Below are 17,467 nucleotides of genomic sequence, written 5' to 3' on the forward strand. Positions count from 1 at the left end.
TGGGGAGGGGCGGGCGGGGAGAAAGACTTCCGCTGAAGGGAGCGGGAGCCGGAGGAACGGTCAGGCGGTGGCCGGAGCGGCCCCGTCCTTCCGGTCCGGGCCGGTGTCGGCCGCGGCCTTGGCCGCCGCCTCGCGCTCGTCCGCGTCGGCGCGGATGGCGCGCCACGCGGATTCGGCGGCCTGCTGCTCCGCCTCCTTCTTGCTGCGGCCGGTGCCGGTGCCGTACGAGACACCACCGACGCGGGCGGCAGCGGTGAAGGTCTTCTCGTGGTCGGGGCCCTCCTCGGAGACGAGGTACTCCGGCACGCCGAGTCCCTCGGCCGCCGTCAGCTCCTGGAGACTGGTCTTCCAGTCCAGGCCGGCACCGAGGTTCGAGGACTTCTCGATCAGCGGGTCGAAGAGCCGGTGCACCAGCTCGGACGCCGCTTCGAGGCCCTGGTCGAGGTAGACCGCGCCGATCACCGCTTCCAGGGTGTCGGCGAGGATGGATGCCTTGTCCCGGCCGCCCGTGCCCTCTTCGCCCCGGCCGAGCCGGATGAAGGAGCCCAGGTCGAGGCCGCGCCCGACGTCCGCCAGCGCACGCGAGTTGACCACCGCGGCCCGAAGCTTGGCCAGCTGGCCTTCGGGGAGATCGGGGTGGGTGCGGTAGAGGGTGTCGGTGACCACCAGGCCGAGCACGGAGTCCCCGAGGAACTCCAGCCGCTCGTTGGTGGGCAGACCGCCGTTCTCGTACGCGTACGAGCGGTGGGTCAGCGCACGCACCAGAAGGGCGGACTCGAGGTGATACCCGAGCCGCCCTTCCAGAAGCGTGTGGGACGAGGCGCTGTTGATGTTGTCAGACATCGTGCCTCTCACCAGCCCGCTCAGACCGAGAGGACCTGGCGCTTGTTGTAGGTGCCGCAGCTCGGGCACGCGATGTGCTGCAGCTTCGGCTCCTGGCAACGCTCACACGAAACCAGGGTGGGGACCGCAGCCTTCCACTGCGACCGGCGGTGGCGCGTGTTGCTGCGCGACATCTTCCGCTTCGGAACAGCCACGGCTACTTCTCCTGCTTCTCGTCGACACCGGTAGCGGCGTCGCTCATGTTGTCCTTCTCGTCGGCTCCCAGCGAACCGGCGAGTTCCTGCAGTGCCGCCCAACGGATGTCGGTGGCGTCGTGGTGGTGGTCGGGGTTCTCGTTCAGGTTGATTCCACAGTCGGAACACAGACCTGCACAGTCCTCCCGGCACACCGGCTGCATGGGCAGCGCGAGCACCACTGCGTCACGCAGCACGGGTTCGAGGTCGAACATGCCGTCCTCGAGGGGGATCATGTCCTCGTCTTCATCGTCCTCGCCGTCCGCGGCCGCCTTGACGCGGCCCCGGTCGTCGGAGTCGGGGTACGAGAACATCTCCTGGAAGTCCGCGTCGAGCTCCAGCTCGACGGGCTCCAGACACCTTACGCACTCCCCCTCGGCCGATGCACGGGCGGTGCCTGTGACAAGCACCCCTTCCATGACCGACTCGAGTCGGAGCTCGATCTCCACCGGGGCGCCCTCGGGCACTCCGACGACCCCCGCGACGCCGAGATCGGCGGGCGCTTCGATCGTGCGGGAGATCCGCTGGAGGGCACCGGGACGCCGCCCCAGCTCGTGTGTGTCGAACACGAGGGGGTTGCGGTGGTCGAGGCGCGTGCTCAGGGTTCTTCCTGCTTTCGGATCGTTCGCGTCGCAAGTCTTCAGGGGGCTGCCGCTCGCGGGCAGCATGGATCGCGGCATACACGCGACCGAAGGGCCAGGATACTGGACGCTTCGCCCAGGGCCCAATCCGGTCCCTTCGGGGGCTACTGCCCCTGTTCGTACCGGCGCAGCTGCTCCAGGTCGATCATGCTCGTGTCGAAGAAGCTGGTCTCGTCGAGCGCCGCGGCCTGCGGCTGGACCTGCGGCTGCTGCTGGTACGCGTACGGGTCCTGCTGCTGGTAGGCGTACGGATCGGCCTGCGGGGGCTGCTGGTACGCGTAGGGGTCCTGCTGCTGGTAGGCGTACGGGTCCGTCTGCGGGGGCTGCGGGTAGCCGTAGGGGTCCTGCTGGGCCGGGATCTGGGCGGCGACGGGCGCGTGCGCCGGGGCGGCGGGCGCGACGGCGGCCGGCTCCGGGTCGGCGAGCTCGGCGAGGCCCGCCAGGTAGTCGGCGTCGCTGGTGTGCACGGCGTGGCCGAGGCCGTCCTGGGCGGCCATGTGCTCGCCGAGGGCGTCGGTGGCGATCCGGCCGTGCAGCTTCTGCCGGCCGCGTCCGACGGCCTCCAGGGTCTTGGAGAGGACCGCCTCGAAGGCGCCCAGCTTGGCGTCGACGTACGCGTCGGCCCGCTGGATCAGGGTCTGCGGGTCGGCGCTGTACTCGGGGGCGTCCTGCTCCGGGTAGCCGTTCTCGTCAAGGCCCGGACCGCGGCCGAGGAGCTTCTCGCGGCCCCGGTCGACGGAGCCGATGGTCTTGTTGAGGACGACCTCGAAGTTGGCGAGCTTGGAGTCGACGTACTCGTCGGCCTCGGCGCGGATCTCCTCGGCCTCGCGGCGGGCCTCGGAGAGGATCCGGTCGGCCTCCTCCTGGGACTGCCGGGCGATCTGGGTGTCGGAGACGATCGTGCCGCGCTCGGCGTGGGCGGCCTCGATGATCCGCTCGGCCTCCTGGCGGGCCTGCTCGACCATCTGCTCGCGCCCGCCGATGAGCTCCTGGGCCTGGGCGAGGGAGTTCGGCAGGGCGTCCCGCACCTGGGCGAGGAGGTCGAGCAGATCGGCGCGGTTGACCACGCAGGAGGCCGACATGGGCATCGAGCGGGCGTTCTGCACCGTCGCGACGATCTCTTCGAGCTTCTTCTGCACGTCCACCGGGTGCTCGCCACTCTCTACAGCTGGATGGAGACGGACGGGACGACTGTAAGGGCAGTCGCGGCCCGTCCGACACCAGGTGACGGAGCGTCAGCGGCGGTGGCCGCGCGTCACTTCTCCCGGAGGCGCTCGGCGAGCCGCTCCTGGACCACCGGCGGCAGCAGGTGGGAGACGTCGCCGCCCCAGGCCGCGACCTCCTTGACCAGGGAGGACGACAGGAAACTGTAGGTCGGGTTGGTGGGCACGAACAGCGTCTCGACGCCCGACAGACCGTGGTTCATCTGGGCCATCTGGAGCTCGTAGTCGAAGTCGCTGACCGCGCGCAGGCCCTTGACGATGGCGGGGATGTCGCGCTGCTTGCAGAAGTCGACGAGGAGGCCGTGGAAGGACTCCACCTCGACGTTGCCGAGGTCGGCGGTGGCCTCGCGGATCAGGTCGATCCGCTCCTCGACCGTGAACAGGCCCTTCTTGGCGGGGTTGATCATCACCGCGACGTGCACGACGTCGTAGAGCTTGGAGGCCCGGCCGATGATGTCGAGGTGTCCGTTGGTGATGGGGTCGAACGACCCGGGGCAGACGGCGCGGCGCATCGTGTCTTCCTCGCTCTCCGGTGCGGTCATCAGAGGTCCTCTCCGGCCGCGACACGGCCGTACCAGAACGTTCCCTCACCGTAGCGGCGGGAGCGCAGGGCCTCGAAGCCGTCCGGCCAGCCGAACTCCCCGCCCCGCGTGGCGCGCTCCACGGTGACGACGGCATCCTCGCTCAGCCAGCCGCCCGCGCGCAGTGTGAGGAGGATCTCCCGCAGCTCCTCGTCGGGGACGGCGTAGGGCGGGTCGAGGAAGACCAGGTCGTACGGCTCGGCCGGGGCCGGTCCCGCGGCGACCTGCTCGGCCCGGCCGGTGCGGGCCTCGGCGCCGGGCAGGCCGAGCGCGCGGACGTTCTCCCGGACGGTGCGGGCCGCGCGGGCGTCGGCCTCGACGAGCAGGGCGTGGGCGGCGCCGCGGGAGAGCGCCTCCAGGCCGACGGCTCCGGAGCCCGCGTACAGGTCGGCGACCCGGGCGTCCTCGATGCCGTGGAGCGCCTCCCAGGTGGAGAAGAGGCCCTCGCGCGCCCGGTCGGAGGTGGGGCGGGTGCCGTTGCCGGGGGGCACGGCCAGGCGCCGTCCGCCGGCGGTGCCGGCGATCACGCGGGTCATCGTCGTCCTCGATCGTCGCTCGCGTACCGCGTCCGCGGCACCCGACCAGCTTAGGACGGCTCCTCCCGTCACCCCTTCTCCAGGTACTCCTCCCGCTCCTCGCTCAGCAGGGCGTCCAGGGCGGTGCGCAGCCCGGGGTGGGCTTCGAGGTCCGGATCGGCGAGGACGAGGGCGGTGGCCTCCTCGCGGGCGGCGGCGATGACCTCCTCGTCGTCGATGACGGTGAGGACGCGGAGGGAGGAGCGGGCCCCGGACTGGGCCTGGCCGAGGACGTCGCCCTCGCGGCGCTGTTCGAGGTCGATGCGGGAGAGCTCGAAGCCGTCGAGGGTGGCGGCGACGGCGCCGAGGCGCTGCCGGGCGGGACTGGCCTCGGGCATCTCGGTGACGAGGAGGCAGAGGCCGGGGGCGGAGCCGCGGCCGACGCGGCCGCGGAGCTGGTGGAGCTGGGAGACGCCGAAGCGGTCGGCGTCCATGATCACCATGGCGGTGGCGTTGGGCACGTTGACGCCGACCTCGATGACGGTGGTGGCGACGAGGACGTCGAGGTCGCCGGCGGCGAAGCGGCGCATGACGTCGTCCTTGTCGTCGGGGTGCATGCGGCCGTGCAGGGCGGCGATCCGGAGTCCGGCGAGGGGCCCGGCCCGGAGCTGGTCGGCGACGTCGAGGACGGCGAGCGGGGGCCGCTTCTCGGCGTCGTCCTCGGCGGAGGGCTTGCGCTTGGCGGCCTTCTTCCGGTCCTCCTCGTCGCCGATCCGGGGGCAGACCACGTACGCCTGGTGGCCGCCCTCGACCTCCTCGCGGACCCGCTCCCACGCGCGGGCGAGGAAGTGCGGCTTGTCGGCGGCGGGGACGACGTGGCTGGCGATCGGGGAGCGTCCGGCGGGGAGCTGGTCGAGGACGGAGGTCTCCAGGTCGCCGAAGACGGTCATGGCGACGGTCCTGGGGATCGGGGTGGCCGTCATGACGAGCAGGTGCGGGGGCTGCTTGCCCTTGCCCCGCAGGGCGTCGCGCTGCTCCACGCCGAAGCGGTGCTGCTCGTCGACGACGACCAGGCCCAGGTCGTGGAACCCGACCTTGTCCTCGATGAGGGCGTGGGTGCCGATGACGATCCCCGCCTCCCCAGTGACCAGGTCGAGGAGGGCCTGGCGGCGGGCGGCGGCGCCCATGGAGCCGGTGAGCAGCACGACCTTGGTGCCCTGGTCCGCGCCGCCGAGCATCCCCCCTTCGGCGAGCTCGCCCATCATCTCGGTGACGGACCGGTGGTGCTGCTGGGCGAGGACCTCGGTGGGGGCGAGCATGGCGGCCTGTCCCCCGGCGTCGACGACGGCGAGCATGGCCCGCAGCGCCACCATGGTCTTGCCGGACCCGACCTCTCCCTGGAGGAGGCGGTGCATGGGGTGGTCGGTGGCGAGGTCGTCGAAGATCTCCCTGGAGACCTTGTTCTGGCCTTCGGTGAGGGTGAAGGGGAGCTTGGCGTCGAAGGCGGTGAGGAGGCCGTCGGCGGCGGGGCGGCGGGGGACGGCGGGGAGCTGGGTGTCGGCGTGCCGGCGGCGGGCGAGGGCGACCTGGAGGACGAAGGCCTCGTCCCACTTGAGCCGGTCGCGGGCGGCGGCGACGTCGGCCTTGGTGCGGGGGCGGTGGATCAGCGTCAGGGCCTCGGGGAGGCCGGCGAGGCCGCGGCCCTCGCGGAGCGTGCCGGGGAGCGGGTCGACGGCCTCGGCGGCGAAGGGGAGGACGCTGTCGACGGCCTTGGCGATCTTCCAGGACTCCATCTTGGTGGTGGCCGGGTAGATCGGGATGAGGGCGCCGGCCCAGGTGTCCACCGCCACGTCCCCGTCGCCGCGCAGGAGTTCGTAGGCGGGGTGGGCGAGCTGGAGGCGCCGGTTGAAGAGCGAGACCTTGCCGGAGAACATCGCGCGGGTGCCGGGCAGCAGGTCGTGGTGCGGCTTGTGGACGCCCTTGCCGAAGAAGACCAGCTGGAGGCGGCCGTAGCCGTCGGTGAGGGTGACTTCGAGGCGCTGGGTGCGTCCCTTGGCGCCGTTGAAGGTGTGCACCCGGGCGTCGGCGACCTGGGCGACCACCGTGACGTGCTCGTCGAGGGGCAGCTCGGAGAGGGTCGTCAGCTCGCCCCGCTCCGTGTACCGCCGGGGGTAGTGGTGGAGGAGGTCGCCGACCGTGTGCAGGTCGAGGGCCTCGGCCAGGACCTTGGCGGTGGCGGGACCGAGGTGCTTCTTGAGGGGTTCGTCGAGCGCGGGCACGCGTCCCATTGCACACCACGGCGCCGACAATCGGGGCGAGGGCCGTGGACGACCCACTGGCGGCCTCCCGGCTACTCGACCCCGATGAGGAGCGGCGGGGCCCCCTCGCCCGCGTGGTACGTGACGGTGTCGACGGCCAGGTAGCCGCGGCGGACGTGGGTCTCCAGGGTGTCGGCGAGGCCGGGCGGGGTGCCGTCGGCGACGACGAGGGTGACGAGTTCGCCGCCGGCCTGGAGCATGCGGTCGAGGACCGTGCGGGCGGTCTCGGTGAGGTCCTGGCCGATGACGGCGACGTCGCCCTCGATGAGGCCGAGGACGTCGCCGGCCTGGCAGACTCCGGCGGAGGTGAAGGACTGGCGTTCGGCGACGGCGAGTTCGGCGTAGCGGGTGGCGCCGGCGGCGGCCGTCATGGCGACGACGTCCTCGTCGAAGCTGCGTCCGGGTTCGTGGACGGCGAGGGCGGCGATGCCCTGGACGGCGGCCCGGGTGGGGATGAGGGCGACCCGGATGCCCTCGGCGCGGGCCCGTTCGGCGGCGGCCGCGGCGGCGGCCCGCAGGTCGGTGTCGTTGGGCAGGAGGACCACCTCGCGCGCGTGGGCGCGGCGGACGGCGGCGAGGAGTTCGTCGCCGGCGGGGGGTTCGCCGGGCCGGGCCTGGACGGTGGTGGCACCGGCCTCGGCGCAGAGTCCGGCGAGGCCCTCGCCGGGGAGGACGGCGACGACGGCGCGGGGGGCGCGTTCCTCGCGCGCGTGGCCGGGCTCCTCGACGGGGGCGCCGGGGGCCGGGGCGGCGGACGGGCCGGGGGCCGGGGCGGGGAGGGTGCTCGCGAAGTGGGTGATGCGGATCCGGTGCGGCCGGCCGGCCTCGACTCCGGCCTCGACGGCGGCGCCGGGGTCGTCGACGTGGACGTGGACGTTCCACAGGCCGTCGCCGCCGACGACGACGAGGGAGTCGCCGAGGGCGTCGAGGCGGGCCTTGAGGAGGTCGACGGCCGCGTCCCCGGCCTCCAGGAGGTAGAGGACCTCGTAGGCGGGCCCCTGCGCGGCGGGCCCGCAGCCCTCCCCCGTACCGGCCCCGCCCGGCTCCCCCGAAGCCGAAGCCGGTGCCGAAGCCGAAGCCGGTACCGATGCCGAAGCCGGTGCCGGGACCAGGGGCGGCGAGGGGACCCCCGCCGGGGACGGCTGCCGCGGCGCGCGGCCGGTCACGGTCTCCACGAGCGCGCCGAGGACGGTCACCAGGCCCCGTCCGCCGGCGTCCACGACCCCGGCGCGGCCGAGGACGGCCAGCTGGCCGGGGGTGGCCTCCAGGGCGGTCCCGGCCGCCTCGTGGGCCCTCCTGGCCACGTCCGGGAGGGTTCCGCCGCCCGCGCAGCCCGCGGCCGCGGCGGTGGCGACGGTGAGGATGGTGCCCTCCTCGGGGTGGGCGACGGCCGCGCGGGCGGCGCGGGCGGCGGCGTCGAGGGCGCGGGCGAGGTGGTCGCCGTCGGCGGCCTCGGCGAGCACCCCGGCCATGCCGCGCAGCAGCTGGGACAGGATCGTCCCGGAGTTGCCGCGGGCGCCGAGGAGGGCGCCGTGGGCCAGGGCCCGCACGGCGTCGGCGGTGTCGGGGGCGGAGGCGCCGGCGGCCCCGGGGGCGGTGAAGACGGCCTCGACGGCCCGGTGGGCGGCGTCGGCGGTCAGGTAGAGGTTGGTGCCGGTGTCCCCGTCGGCGACCGGGTAGACGTTGATGGCGTCGATCGCGGCGCGTTCCCGCCCGAGGGCCTCGGCCGTCCGCGCGCTCCAGGCTCGGACCGCCTCCGCGTCGAGGACGAGACGCTCGTCACTCCGGACGGCGGGGTCGAAGGGCTGCGGGGCGCGCGACAACGGGGGTCCTCCTTCGGCGGTGAAGCTCACCGCAGGGTAGACCGGGGTCCTCGTGACCCGGGGGCCGGGACGGGGTCGGCCCGGACCGTGGTAGTTTCGTTCCACGGAAGCAGTCGTTGTATGCTGCTTCGGTTGCCCGGCACTCGCCGGGCCATCCCCGGCAAGCCACTTCAGACTCCTGATTCCGGTGCGCCGGATCTCACTGTAAATCTGAAGTCTTTGGAGTGACCCGTGGCTGCCAACTGCGACGTCTGCGGCAAGGGGCCGGGCTTCGGCAACAACATTTCGCACTCGCACCGCCGTACGTCTCGTCGCTGGAACCCGAACATCCAGCGTGTGCGTGCCGTGGTCGGTCGGACGCCGAAGCGGCTCAACGTCTGCACCTCGTGCATCAAGGCCGGCAAGGTCTCGCGCTAATTCGCGACGTTTCCGTGTCGTAGCGCAGCCCCTGCGGTTGCCTTGAAAGGCCGGTTCACCTCGGTGAACCGGCCTTTTGCCTTCTCTGCGCCACGAGCCCTGCCCGCTTGACGCGAAGGGCGGGTCCGACCTCGGGGGTCGGACCCGCCCTTCGTCGTGCCGGTGGGTCAGCGGCGCAGTTCCCACCCGTGGTCCACGGGCCCGATGCCCGCGCCCAGGGAGAATCCGGCGGCGACCGCCCCGGTCACGTACGCCTTCGCCGCCCGTACCGCCTCCGGGACGGCCAGGCCCTTCGCGAGGCCCGAGGCGATCGCCGAGGCGAGCGTGCAGCCGGTTCCGTGGGTGTGCCGGTTGTCGTGGCGGGGGGCGCGCAGCCAGTGCTCCTCGGTGCCGTCGGTGAGCAGGTCCACGGCCTCGGCGCCGGTGGGCAGGTGGCCGCCCTTGATCAGGACCCACTCCGGTCCGTACGACAGCACGCCCTCCGCCGCGTTCCTCATGTCGCCCTCGTACACGACGTGCACGCCCGTGAGCTGTGTCACCTCGTCCAGGTTGGGCGTGGCGACGGTCGCGACGGGCAGCAGGGCGTTCCGCACGGAGTCCAGGGCGGAGGCGGCGAGCAGCGGGTCGCCGTGCTTGGAGACCCCGACCGGGTCCACGACCACCGGCACCCCGGGGGTGCCGGCGAGGAGTTCGGCGACGGTCTCGACGAGGACGGCGGAGGCCAGCATGCCGGTCTTCACGGCCTGGACGCCGATGTCGTCGACGACGGCCCGGTACTGGGCCCGCACGGCCTCCTCGGGCAGCTCCCAGGCCCCCCGCACGCCCTGCGAGTTCTGTGCGGTGACGGCGGTGATCACGCTCATGCCGTGGACGCCGAGGGCGAGCATGGTCTTGAGGTCGGCCTGGATGCCGGCGCCGCCGCCGGAGTCGGACCCGGCGACGGTCAGCACCAGGGGCGGCCGGGCGGTCACTCGGTCTCCCCGAAGTGGTCCCAGCCGCCCGCGCTGTGCCAGGGGGCGCCGTCGACGGTCACCTGGGGCAGCGCGGAGGGGGCGATGACCTCGCCGATGACCTTCCAGCGGGCGGGCAGCTTCACGTCGGGCGGGAAGGTGGCGACGATCGCGTGGTCCTCGCCGCCGGTGAGGACCCACTGGAGCGGGTCGACGCCGACGGCCTGGCCGATGTCGTGCATCTGGCCGGGGATGTCGATGAGGCCGGAGCGCAGGTCGATGCGGACGTTGCTGGCCTCGGCGATGTGGCCGAGGTCGGCGATGAGGCCGTCGCTGACGTCGCACATGGCGGTGGCGCCGAGTCCGGCGGCGGCGGGGCCCGCGTGGTACGGCGGTTCGGGGCGGCGGTGCGCCTCGACGAAGGCCCGCGGGGAGCGGAAGCCCCGGGAGAGGACCGCGTAGCCGGCGGCGGACCAGCCGAGCCAGCCGGTGTAGGCGACGACGTCGCCGGGCTCGGCGCCGCCCCGGGTGACCGGGTCGTGGTTGCGGAGGTCGCCGAGGGCCGTGATGGAGACCATGATCGTGTCGCCGCGGACGACGTCGCCGCCGACCACCGCCGCGCCCGCGACCTGACATTCGTCGCGCAGGCCGTCCATGAGTTCCGTGGGCCAGGTGACGGGGAGTTCGGCGGGGACGACGAGGCCGAGGAGCAGGGCGGTGGGGACCGCGCCCATGGCCGCGATGTCGGCGAGGTTCTGCGCGGCGGCCTTGCGGCCGACGTCGTACGCCGTCGACCAGTCGCGCCGGAAATGACGTCCTTCGAGGAGGATGTCCGTGCTGGCCACCACGCGCCGGTCGGGGGCGGAGACCACGGCGGCGTCGTCGCCGGGCCCGATCCGTACCGCCGGGGTGGAGGTGAGCCGGGACGTGAGCTCCTTGATGAGCCCGAACTCGCCCAGTTCTCCGACTGTGCCCTTCACCGCGTCTCACCTCGTGTCGTCGTGCCGGCCGGCCCGCGGCGGAGCGTCCGCTCGCGCCGCGGGTCGCGGGCCGTCACCGTGCTGGGTACCGTCAAGTTGACCGTCAACTTCTGTCCTGTGTACGCCACACCCCGAGTGCCCCGGAAGGCGCGGGTCTCCCCGCGGCCCTCGGCGACGCGGTACCGTGGCGTCCCTTTCTCCCACAAGATCCTCGTGGCCGCCCTGGAGGTTCCGTGGTACAGGCGTACATCCTGATTCAGACCGAGGTGGGCAAGGCGTCGACCGTCGCCGACACCATCGCCAAGATCCCGGGGGTGATCCAGGCAGAAGACGTGACCGGACCGTACGACGTGATCGTGCGGGCCCAGGCCGACACGGTCGACGAACTCGGCCGCATGGTGGTCGCGAAGGTCCAGCAAGTGGACGGCATCACGCGCACCCTGACCTGCCCGGTCGTCCATCTGTAGCCCCCGTCTACCCTTGGCCGGTGATGTCTTCCCACCGGCCTCTCGGCCTGCCCGTCTCAGCCGCCGTCCTGCTGCTGGCCGTGACCGGCTGCTCCGCCGGCGCCCGGGCGTCGGTACCGGCACCGGCCCCGCCCGCGGCGGAGGCGGCGCTCTGCCGTGCGCTGGCGAAGGAGCTCCCGGACACCGTGGCGGGGCAGGAGCGGAGCGATCCGTCCCCCGACTCCGAACTGACCGCGGGGTGGGGCGACGGAGCGATCGTACTGCGCTGCGGGGTCCCCCGGCCCGAAAAGATGAGCGATCCGCAGGCGCGGGCGATATCCGCCGACGGCGTGCGCTGGATGCTGGAGCAGCCGGAGGGCGGCGGCCCGCGGTTCACCACGGTGTACCGCGAGACGTACGTCGAGCTCGCCCTGGACGAGCGGTACGCCCACGACGTCGCGCCGCTGGTCGACCTGGCCGCCCCGGTGGAACGCGCGGTGCCCTGCGCCCTGGAGCCCGAGTGCCGCTAGGGCCCGCCGCGCCGTGGGGACCCCACGCGCCGTGAGGGCCCGCCCCCCTGCCGGGGACGGGCCCGGCAGGGCTAGCGCAGGCCCGTGGAGCGGGTCAGCGCGGCCTGGATGAGCCGGTCGACCAGCTCGGGGTAGCTCACGCCGCTCTCCTGCCACATGCGCGGGTACATGGAGATCGGGGTGAAGCCGGGCATGGTGTTGATCTCGTTGATGACGAAGTCGCCTTCCTCGGTGAGGAAGAAGTCGGCGCGGACCAGGCCCTCGCAGGAGACGGCCTCGTAGGCGGCGACGGCGAGGCGCTGGACCTCGGCGGTGGCCTCGTCACCGATCGGGGCGGGCACCAGGCCGGAGGCCGAGTCGATGTACTTGGCCTCGAAGTCGTAGAAGTCGTGGTCGGTGACCGGCGGGATCTCGGCGGGCACGCTGGCGCGCGGGCCGTCCTCGAACTCCAGGACGCCGCACTCGATCTCGCGGCCGCGCAGCAGCGCCTCCACGATGATCTTCGGGTCGTAGCGGCGGGCCTCCTCGACGGCCTCGTCGAGGCCGGAGAGGTCGTCGACCTTGGTGATGCCGACGGAGGAGCCGCCGCGGGCGGGCTTCACGAAGAGCGGCCAGCCGTGGTCGGCGGCGAACTCGACGATCTTCTTGCGGGCCTCGGCCGGGTTGCGGTCCCACTCGCGCGGCCGGATCACCTCGTACGGGCCGACGGGCAGGCCGTAGGAGACGAAGACGCGCTTCATGTACTCCTTGTCCTGGCCGACGGCGGAGGCGAGGACGCCGGCGCCGACGTACGGGATGCCGGAGAGTTCCAGGAGGCCCTGGAGGGTGCCGTCCTCGCCGTACGGGCCGTGGAGCACCGGGAAGACGACGTCGACCTCGCCGAGGGCCTGCGGCAGGCTGCCGGGCTCGTGCAGGACGACCTCGCGGCTGGCCGGGTCGACGGGGAGGACCACGCCGCCGGTCTCCGACTCGGCGAGCTGGGCGACGTCCGGCAGGGAACGCTCGGCGATCGCCATCCGCTCGGGGGCGTCGGCGGTCAGCGCCCAGCGCCCCTCCCGGGTGATGCCGATGGGCAGCACGTCGTACTTGGTCCGGTCGATCGCCTTGAGGACGGCGCCGGCGGTGACGACGGAGATGGCGTGCTCCGAGCTGCGTCCGCCGAAGACGACGGCCACGCGCGGCTTGCGGGGGCTCTGGGTGTTCTCGCTCATATCGCGTTGAGCGTACCTTGCGGTGTCCGAACTCCTGAGCGCCCCGCTGACCGCCTCCCGCGTCCGGCTCAGCGGCGTTCGGGCTTGGCGCTGCGCGACATCAGTTCCTTGAGCGCGACCGTCGGCGGCTTGCCGTCGTGGACGATCGAGACGACCGTCTCGGTGATGGGCATGTCGACGCCGTGCCGGCGGCCCAGGTCGAGCACCGACTCGCAGGACTTGACGCCCTCGGCGGTCTGCCTGGTGGCCGCGACGGCCTCCTGGAGGGTCATCCCGCGGCCCAGGTTGGTGCCGAAGGTGTTGTTCCGGGAGAGCGGCGAGGAGCAGGTGGCGACGAGGTCGCCGAGGCCCGCGAGGCCGGAGAAGGTGAGCGGGTCGGCGCCCATGGCGAGGCCGAGGCGGGTGGTCTCGGCGAGGCCGCGGGTGATGAGCGTGGCCTTGGAGTTGTCGCCGAGGCCCATGCCGTTGGCGATGCCGACGGCGAGGCCGATGACGTTCTTCACCGCGCCGCCGAGCTCGCAGCCGACGACGTCGGTGTTGGTGTACGGGCGGAAGTACGGGGTCATGCAGGCGGCCTGGAGCCGCTGGGCGACCGACTCGTCGACGCAGGCGGCGACGGCGGCGGCGGGCTGCCGGGCGGCGATCTCGCGGGCCAGGTTGGGGCCGGTGAGGACGGCGACGCGCTCGGCGGGGACGCCGGCGACCTCGGTGATGACCTCGCTCATCCGCTTGGCGGTGCCGAGTTCGATGCCCTTCATCAGGGAGACGAGCACGGTGTCGGGGCCGAGTTTCGGAGCCCAGGCGGCGAGGTTCTCGCGCAGGGTCTGGGAGGGGACGACGAGCACGGCGAAGTCGGCCCCCTCGGCGGCCTCGGCCGCGTCGGCGGTGGCCGTGATGCCCTTGGGGAGTTCGACGCCGGGCAGGTAGTCCGGGTTGGTACGGGTCTCGTTGATGGTCCCGGCGAGCGCGGGGCGGCGGCCCCAGAGGCTCACCTCGCAGCCCGCGTCGGCCATCACCATGGCGAAGGCGGTGCCCCAGGACCCGTTTCCGAAGACGGCGGCCTTGGTCACTTGGCGCCCTCCTCTGCGGCCTTGCGGCGCTTCTCCCGGAGGGCGCGGCGCGGGTCGTACGGCTCGGCGGGGGCCTGCTCGCCGCGGACCTCCTCCAGGAGGGCGGTGATGGCGGCCATGATCGTCTCGGTGGCCTCGCGCAGCACGTCGGGCGTGGGCTCCAGGCCGTCGAAGCGGGAGAGGTCGACCGGCGGGCCCGCCTGGACGATCAGCGTCTTGCGCGGGAAGAGCTTGAACTTGTCCTTCTTGGCGTACGGCGGCATGGCGAGGTTCGCGCCCCACTGGGCCACCGGGATGACGGGCGCCTTGGTGAGCAGGGCCACGCGGGCGGCGCCGGTCTTGCCCGGCATGGGCCACATGTCGGGGTCGCGGGTGAGGGTGCCCTCGGGGTAGAAGGCGACGCACTCGCCCCGTTCGATGGCGTCGACGGCGGCGCGGAAGGCGCCCACGGCGTCGGCGGTCTCGCGGTAGACGGGGATCTGCCCGGTGTTGCGGAGCATGGTGCCGACGAAGCCGGACTTGAAGAGGCCCGCCTTGGCCAGGAAGCGGGGCACCCGGCCGGTGTTGTACTGGTAGTGCGCGTAGGAGAGCGGGTCGAGGTAGGAGTTGTGGTTGACCGCGGTGATGAAGCCGCCCTCGGCGGGGATGTGCTCCGTGCCGCGCCAGTCCCGCTTGAACAGAACCACCAGGGGGGGTTTGGCGATGACCGCCGCGAGGCGGTACCAGAAGCCGATTCTGCGGCGGGGCACTCGGGGCACCTTTCTCCGGGTCTTGCTGGCAGGGGGTCAAGTGTCGCCCCATGCTCCTGCTCTGTCGAGTGACACCGTACGCCCCGGGACCGGGGCCGTCCCGCACGGGCGGGACAGAAGGGCGGCGATGAACACGGATGAGGACGACGGGTGGTCCCTGGTGGTGCCCCTGAAGCCCCTGGCCCTCGCGAAGAGCCGGCTGGCCCCGGCCTCCGGGGAGCGGCTGCGGCCCCGGCTGGCCCTGGCCTTCGCCGAGGACACGGTGGCGGCGGCGCTGGCCTGTCCGGAGGTGCGGGACGTGGTGGTGGTCACGGACGACCCCGCGGCGGGCCGGGCGCTGGCCGGGCTGGGGGCGCGGATCGTGCCGGACGCCCCGGCGGCGGGGCTCAACGCGGCGCTGGCGCACGGGGCCCGGGCGGTACGGGAGCGGCGGCCACGCGCGCGCGTGGCGGCGCTGAACGCGGACCTGCCGGCGCTGCGGCCCGGGGAGCTGGCGCGGGTCCTGGCGGCGGCCCGGCAATTCCCCAGGGCATTTCTCGCGGATGCCGCCGAAATAGGTACGACATTCCTCTCGGCCGGTCCGGGCGTGGAATTGGAACCGGCTTTCGGAGGTCCGTCGCGGCTTCGGCATTTGTCGTCGGGAGCGGTGGAAATACGGCTGACCGGGGTGGATTCCGTGCGCCGGGACGTGGACACCGGCGAGGACCTGGCGGCGGCGGGGGCGCTGGGGCTCGGCCCCCGGACGGCGGTCCGGCGGGCGGCGCCGGCCGGATAGGCTGCGGCCCATGCAGGCGACCGCGTACACGTACGACCCCGAGACCCGCAGCGGCAGTGTGCTGCTCGACGACGGCACCCCGGTGGAGTTCGGGACGGATGCCTTCGACGCGGGCGGGCTGCGGCTGCTGCGGCCAGGCCAGCGGGTCCGCGTCGAGACGGCTCCGGGGACCTCGGGCCCGGACCTCCGCATCACCCTGGTGACGCTCCAGACCTTCTGACCGGCCGGGCCGGATCCTCCCCGGCCTCCCCGCCCTTTTCGGGTCTTCGGGGCCTCCAGGGCCCCGGGGGGTCTCGCCCCCGCTCCCCCGCTCCCCCGTCCCGTCCGCCGGAACGCGCCGCGGGCCGGGCTCCCGTGCGGGAGCCCGGCCCGGCGGACCTGCGACGACCGGCCTGCTACTTCTTGGCCGCGGTCTTCTTCGCCGCGGTGGTCTTGCGCGCCGTCGTCTTCTTGGCGGGCGCCTTCTTCGCCGTGGCCTTCTTGGCCGGGGCGGTCTTCTTGGCGACGGTCTTCTTCGCCGCGGGGGCCGGGGTGGCCTTCTTGGCGGCGGCGGTCTTCTTGGCGGCCGCCGCCGTCTTCTTGGTGGCCGCGGAAGTCTTCTTCGCGGCCGCGGCGGTGGTCTTCTTCGCCGGGGTCGCCTTCTTCGCGACGGTGGCGGTGGTGGTCTTCTTCGCCGGCGTGGCCTTCTTGGCGGCGGCCTTCTTGGCCGTGGTGGCCTTCTTGGCCGCGGCCTTCTTCACGGTGGCGGAGGCGCCGCCGGTCAGGCTGCCCTTGGGGGCCTTCTTGACGGAGACCTCACCACCCTTGGGGAGCTTCTTCGAGCCGCTGACCAGGTCCTTGAAGCCCTGGCCCGCGCGGAAGCGCGGCACGGAGGTCTTCTTGACCCGCACGCGCTCACCCGTCTGGGGGTTGCGGGCGTAACGGGCCGGGCGGTCGACCTTCTCGAACGAGCCGAAGCCCGTGACCGAGACCCGGTCGCCCGAGACCACGGCGCGCACGATGGCGTCGAGCACGTGGTCGACGGCTTCGGCGGCCTGCTGGCGACCGCCCAACTTGTCGGCAATCGCTTCTACGAGCTGCGCCTTGTTCACGTCTTCCCCTTCGGAGACTTTGCCAGAACGAAACTGTTCAAGCTTTTTCGCACGTTAGGCATGTATATACCGCAAATCAAACACGAAACGGTCTAATCACCCTAGTGCCGCAACGCGGAAGTGCCGTTGCGGAGTTCCTGGTGTCAGTCGCCTTCGGGGAATCGACCCTCGTCGAGGTCCTTCATCAACCGGTCCAGACGCGTCGCCGCGTCCGCGAGATCGTGCTTCGCCGCGGCCGTGACGACCAGCAGCTTCCGGGACAGCGCCATCCTTACGCCCTCCGGGACTTGCAGTGCGCGCACCCGGGAGTGCGCTTCCTTCAATCGGTCGGCGACTTCCTCGTAGAGCTTGAGTTGGTTGTCGCGTTCCATGCACCGATTGTGCCATCTAGGGCGAGTTGTCGCCCGACAGGGTCTCAACAAGCGACTGCGCCCCCCACCGGAGGGTGGGGGGCGCAGTCTTGGAAAAGCGCTGCTCAGGCCGTAATTGTACGGGGCTTGAAGGACGGCCTGGCCGCCTCGTAGGCCGCGATGTCGGCTTCGTTCTGAAGGGTGAGGCTGATGTCGTCCAGGCCGTTCAGGAGCCGCCAGCGGGCGTTCTCGTCGAGCTCGAAGTCGGCGTCGATCCCGGGTGCCAGGACCTTGCGGGACTCCAGGTCGACGGTGACCTCGGCGGTCGGGTCGGCCTCGGTCAGCGCCCAGAGGGCGTCGACGGTCTCCTGCGGCAGGACGACGGTCAGCAGACCGTTCTTCAGCGAGTTGCCGCGGAAGATGTCGGCGAAGCGGGAGGAGATGACGGTCTTGAAGCCGTAGTTCTGGAGCGCCCAGACGGCGTGCTCGCGGGAGGAGCCGGTGCCGAAGTCGGGGCCGGCGACCAGGACCGTGGCGCCCTGCCGCTCGGGGCGGTTGAGGACGAACTCGGGGTCCTTGCGCCATGCCTCGAAGAGGCCGTCCTCGAAGCCGTCGCGGGTGACCTTCTTGAGCCAGTGCGCGGGGATGATCTGGTCGGTGTCGACGTTGCTGCGGCGCAGCGGGACGGCCCGGCCGGTGTGCGTGGTGAAAGCTTCCATGG

At 72.7% G+C, this 17,467-nt stretch carries 21 protein-coding genes; 5 read left to right on the forward strand and 16 right to left on the reverse strand.

The genetic code is table 11. The annotated features are described in order from the left end of the window. Window positions 1-60: 60 nt before the first annotated feature. The 8 genes from rnc to fakA form a co-directional block, all read right to left on the reverse strand. Entirely contained in the window at window positions 61-843 is a 783-nt protein-coding gene (rnc, locus tag IE326_RS04645) for a ribonuclease III (protein WP_190040894.1), read from the reverse strand. A gap of 20 nt (window positions 844-863) precedes the next feature. After that, on the reverse strand, window positions 864-1,037 hold the full coding sequence (gene rpmF, locus IE326_RS04650; RefSeq protein WP_015036448.1) for a 50S ribosomal protein L32: 174 nt from the start codon (window positions 1,035-1,037) through the stop codon (window positions 864-866). Window positions 1,038-1,039: 2 nt separating this feature from the next. Continuing rightward, on the reverse strand, window positions 1,040-1,744 hold the full coding sequence (locus IE326_RS04655) for a YceD family protein (RefSeq protein WP_229915201.1): 705 nt from the start codon (window positions 1,742-1,744) through the stop codon (window positions 1,040-1,042). Between the two features lie 77 nt (window positions 1,745-1,821). Further along, window positions 1,822-2,862, reverse strand: a complete 1,041-nt coding sequence (locus IE326_RS04660; RefSeq protein WP_150232000.1) for a cell division initiation protein — start codon at window positions 2,860-2,862, stop codon at window positions 1,822-1,824. Between the two features lie 110 nt (window positions 2,863-2,972). Next, window positions 2,973-3,452, reverse strand: a complete 480-nt coding sequence (gene coaD, locus IE326_RS04665) for a pantetheine-phosphate adenylyltransferase (RefSeq protein WP_190042149.1) — start codon at window positions 3,450-3,452, stop codon at window positions 2,973-2,975. A 29-nt stretch (window positions 3,453-3,481) separates the two neighbouring features. Continuing rightward, window positions 3,482-4,057 carry a 16S rRNA (guanine(966)-N(2))-methyltransferase RsmD gene (rsmD, locus tag IE326_RS04670; protein ID WP_030763367.1) on the reverse strand — a complete coding sequence of 192 codons (576 nt, stop codon included), beginning with the start codon at window positions 4,055-4,057 and terminating at the stop codon, window positions 3,482-3,484. 68 nt (window positions 4,058-4,125) lie between these two features. Further along, window positions 4,126-6,324: an ATP-dependent DNA helicase RecG gene (gene recG / locus IE326_RS04675; protein WP_150231995.1), complete on the reverse strand. Its 2,199-nt coding sequence runs from the start codon at window positions 6,322-6,324 to the stop codon at window positions 4,126-4,128. A 62-nt stretch (window positions 6,325-6,386) separates the two neighbouring features. Next, complete coding sequence (gene fakA / locus IE326_RS04680; protein WP_190040895.1) at window positions 6,387-8,177, reverse strand: DAK2 domain-containing protein; 1,791 nt, start codon at window positions 8,175-8,177, stop codon at window positions 6,387-6,389. A 231-nt stretch (window positions 8,178-8,408) separates the two neighbouring features. Between fakA and rpmB the strand changes: the two genes are divergently transcribed. Further along, the gene (gene rpmB / locus IE326_RS04685) at window positions 8,409-8,594 is read left to right on the forward strand and encodes a 50S ribosomal protein L28 (RefSeq protein ID WP_003957616.1); all 186 of its coding nucleotides are present in this window, start codon (window positions 8,409-8,411) and stop codon (window positions 8,592-8,594) included. Window positions 8,595-8,761: 167 nt separating this feature from the next. Here rpmB and thiD read toward each other — a convergent pair whose 3' ends face one another. Both thiD and IE326_RS04695 read right to left on the reverse strand, forming a co-directional pair. Next, window positions 8,762-9,565 (reverse strand): bifunctional hydroxymethylpyrimidine kinase/phosphomethylpyrimidine kinase, encoded by an 804-nt coding sequence (gene thiD / locus IE326_RS04690; RefSeq protein WP_190040896.1) that lies wholly within the window; start codon window positions 9,563-9,565, stop codon window positions 8,762-8,764. Next, complete coding sequence (locus IE326_RS04695; protein ID WP_030750682.1) at window positions 9,562-10,524, reverse strand: thiamine-phosphate kinase; 963 nt, start codon at window positions 10,522-10,524, stop codon at window positions 9,562-9,564. The genes thiD and IE326_RS04695 overlap by 4 nt, the downstream gene beginning before the upstream one ends. Window positions 10,525-10,757: 233 nt before the next feature. Here IE326_RS04695 and IE326_RS04700 point away from each other — a divergent pair, with 233 nt between their 5' ends. Continuing rightward, window positions 10,758-10,991 carry an Lrp/AsnC family transcriptional regulator gene (locus IE326_RS04700; RefSeq protein WP_030496958.1) on the forward strand — a complete coding sequence of 78 codons (234 nt, stop codon included), beginning with the start codon at window positions 10,758-10,760 and terminating at the stop codon, window positions 10,989-10,991. A 23-nt stretch (window positions 10,992-11,014) separates the two neighbouring features. Continuing rightward, entirely contained in the window at window positions 11,015-11,500 is a 486-nt protein-coding gene (locus tag IE326_RS04705; RefSeq protein WP_150233154.1) for a DUF3515 domain-containing protein, read from the forward strand. A 71-nt stretch (window positions 11,501-11,571) separates the two neighbouring features. Here the strand turns inward: IE326_RS04705 and IE326_RS04710 are convergent, their stop codons facing one another. The 3 genes from IE326_RS04710 to IE326_RS04720 form a co-directional block, all read right to left on the reverse strand. Then, complete coding sequence (locus IE326_RS04710; protein ID WP_150231986.1) at window positions 11,572-12,711, reverse strand: D-alanine--D-alanine ligase family protein; 1,140 nt, start codon at window positions 12,709-12,711, stop codon at window positions 11,572-11,574. 68 nt (window positions 12,712-12,779) lie between these two features. Further along, entirely contained in the window at window positions 12,780-13,781 is a 1,002-nt protein-coding gene (locus tag IE326_RS04715; RefSeq protein ID WP_150231984.1) for an NAD(P)H-dependent glycerol-3-phosphate dehydrogenase, read from the reverse strand. Continuing rightward, complete coding sequence (locus IE326_RS04720; RefSeq protein WP_190040897.1) at window positions 13,778-14,530, reverse strand: lysophospholipid acyltransferase family protein; 753 nt, start codon at window positions 14,528-14,530, stop codon at window positions 13,778-13,780. Before IE326_RS04720 ends, IE326_RS04715 begins: the two co-directional genes overlap by 4 nt. Window positions 14,531-14,657: 127 nt before the next feature. Between IE326_RS04720 and cofC the strand changes: the two genes are divergently transcribed. Beyond that, a complete protein-coding gene (gene cofC, locus IE326_RS04725) occupies window positions 14,658-15,305 on the forward strand; it encodes a 2-phospho-L-lactate guanylyltransferase (RefSeq protein WP_190040898.1) in 648 nt (215 codons plus the stop codon). Between the two features lie 10 nt (window positions 15,306-15,315). Further along, entirely contained in the window at window positions 15,316-15,525 is a 210-nt protein-coding gene (locus tag IE326_RS04730; RefSeq protein ID WP_030750700.1) for a hypothetical protein, read from the forward strand. A 175-nt stretch (window positions 15,526-15,700) separates the two neighbouring features. Here IE326_RS04730 and IE326_RS04735 read toward each other — a convergent pair whose 3' ends face one another. From IE326_RS04735 to leuD, 3 genes are all read right to left on the reverse strand, one after another. Continuing rightward, window positions 15,701-16,396: an HU family DNA-binding protein gene (locus IE326_RS04735; protein WP_150231979.1), complete on the reverse strand. Its 696-nt coding sequence runs from the start codon at window positions 16,394-16,396 to the stop codon at window positions 15,701-15,703. Window positions 16,397-16,539: 143 nt separating this feature from the next. Next, complete coding sequence (locus IE326_RS04740) at window positions 16,540-16,767, reverse strand: SCO5555 family protein (protein WP_150231977.1); 228 nt, start codon at window positions 16,765-16,767, stop codon at window positions 16,540-16,542. 104 nt (window positions 16,768-16,871) lie between these two features. Continuing rightward, a complete protein-coding gene (gene leuD, locus IE326_RS04745) occupies window positions 16,872-17,465 on the reverse strand; it encodes a 3-isopropylmalate dehydratase small subunit (protein WP_150231976.1) in 594 nt (197 codons plus the stop codon). Window positions 17,466-17,467 lie beyond the last annotated feature (2 nt).

Source organism: Streptomyces filamentosus (genome assembly GCF_014654895.1).
GTDB classification, from domain to species: Bacteria; Actinomycetota; Actinomycetes; order Streptomycetales; family Streptomycetaceae; genus Streptomyces; species Streptomyces filamentosus.

What these genes read in the sequence shown, in the direction of transcription:
- rnc (WP_190040894.1), bottom strand. Translation starts at nt 843, where the DNA reads ATGTCTGACAACATCAACAGCGCCTCGTCCCACACGCTTCTGGAAGGG.
- IE326_RS04655 (WP_229915201.1), bottom strand. Translation starts at nt 1,744, where the DNA reads ATGCTGCCCGCGAGCGGCAGCCCCCTGAAGACTTGCGACGCGAACGAT.
- coaD (WP_190042149.1), bottom strand. Translation starts at nt 3,452, where the DNA reads ATGCGCCGCGCCGTCTGCCCCGGGTCGTTCGACCCCATCACCAACGGA.
- rsmD (WP_030763367.1), bottom strand. Translation starts at nt 4,057, where the DNA reads ATGACCCGCGTGATCGCCGGCACCGCCGGCGGACGGCGCCTGGCCGTG.
- recG (WP_150231995.1), bottom strand. Translation starts at nt 6,324, where the DNA reads ATGGGACGCGTGCCCGCGCTCGACGAACCCCTCAAGAAGCACCTCGGT.
- IE326_RS04705 (WP_150233154.1), top strand. Translation starts at nt 11,015, where the DNA reads ATGTCTTCCCACCGGCCTCTCGGCCTGCCCGTCTCAGCCGCCGTCCTG.
- IE326_RS04710 (WP_150231986.1), bottom strand. Translation starts at nt 12,711, where the DNA reads ATGAGCGAGAACACCCAGAGCCCCCGCAAGCCGCGCGTGGCCGTCGTC.
- cofC (WP_190040898.1), top strand. Translation starts at nt 14,658, where the DNA reads ATGAACACGGATGAGGACGACGGGTGGTCCCTGGTGGTGCCCCTGAAG.
- IE326_RS04730 (WP_030750700.1), top strand. Translation starts at nt 15,316, where the DNA reads ATGCAGGCGACCGCGTACACGTACGACCCCGAGACCCGCAGCGGCAGT.
- IE326_RS04740 (WP_150231977.1), bottom strand. Translation starts at nt 16,767, where the DNA reads ATGGAACGCGACAACCAACTCAAGCTCTACGAGGAAGTCGCCGACCGA.
- leuD (WP_150231976.1), bottom strand. Translation starts at nt 17,465, where the DNA reads ATGGAAGCTTTCACCACGCACACCGGCCGGGCCGTCCCGCTGCGCCGC.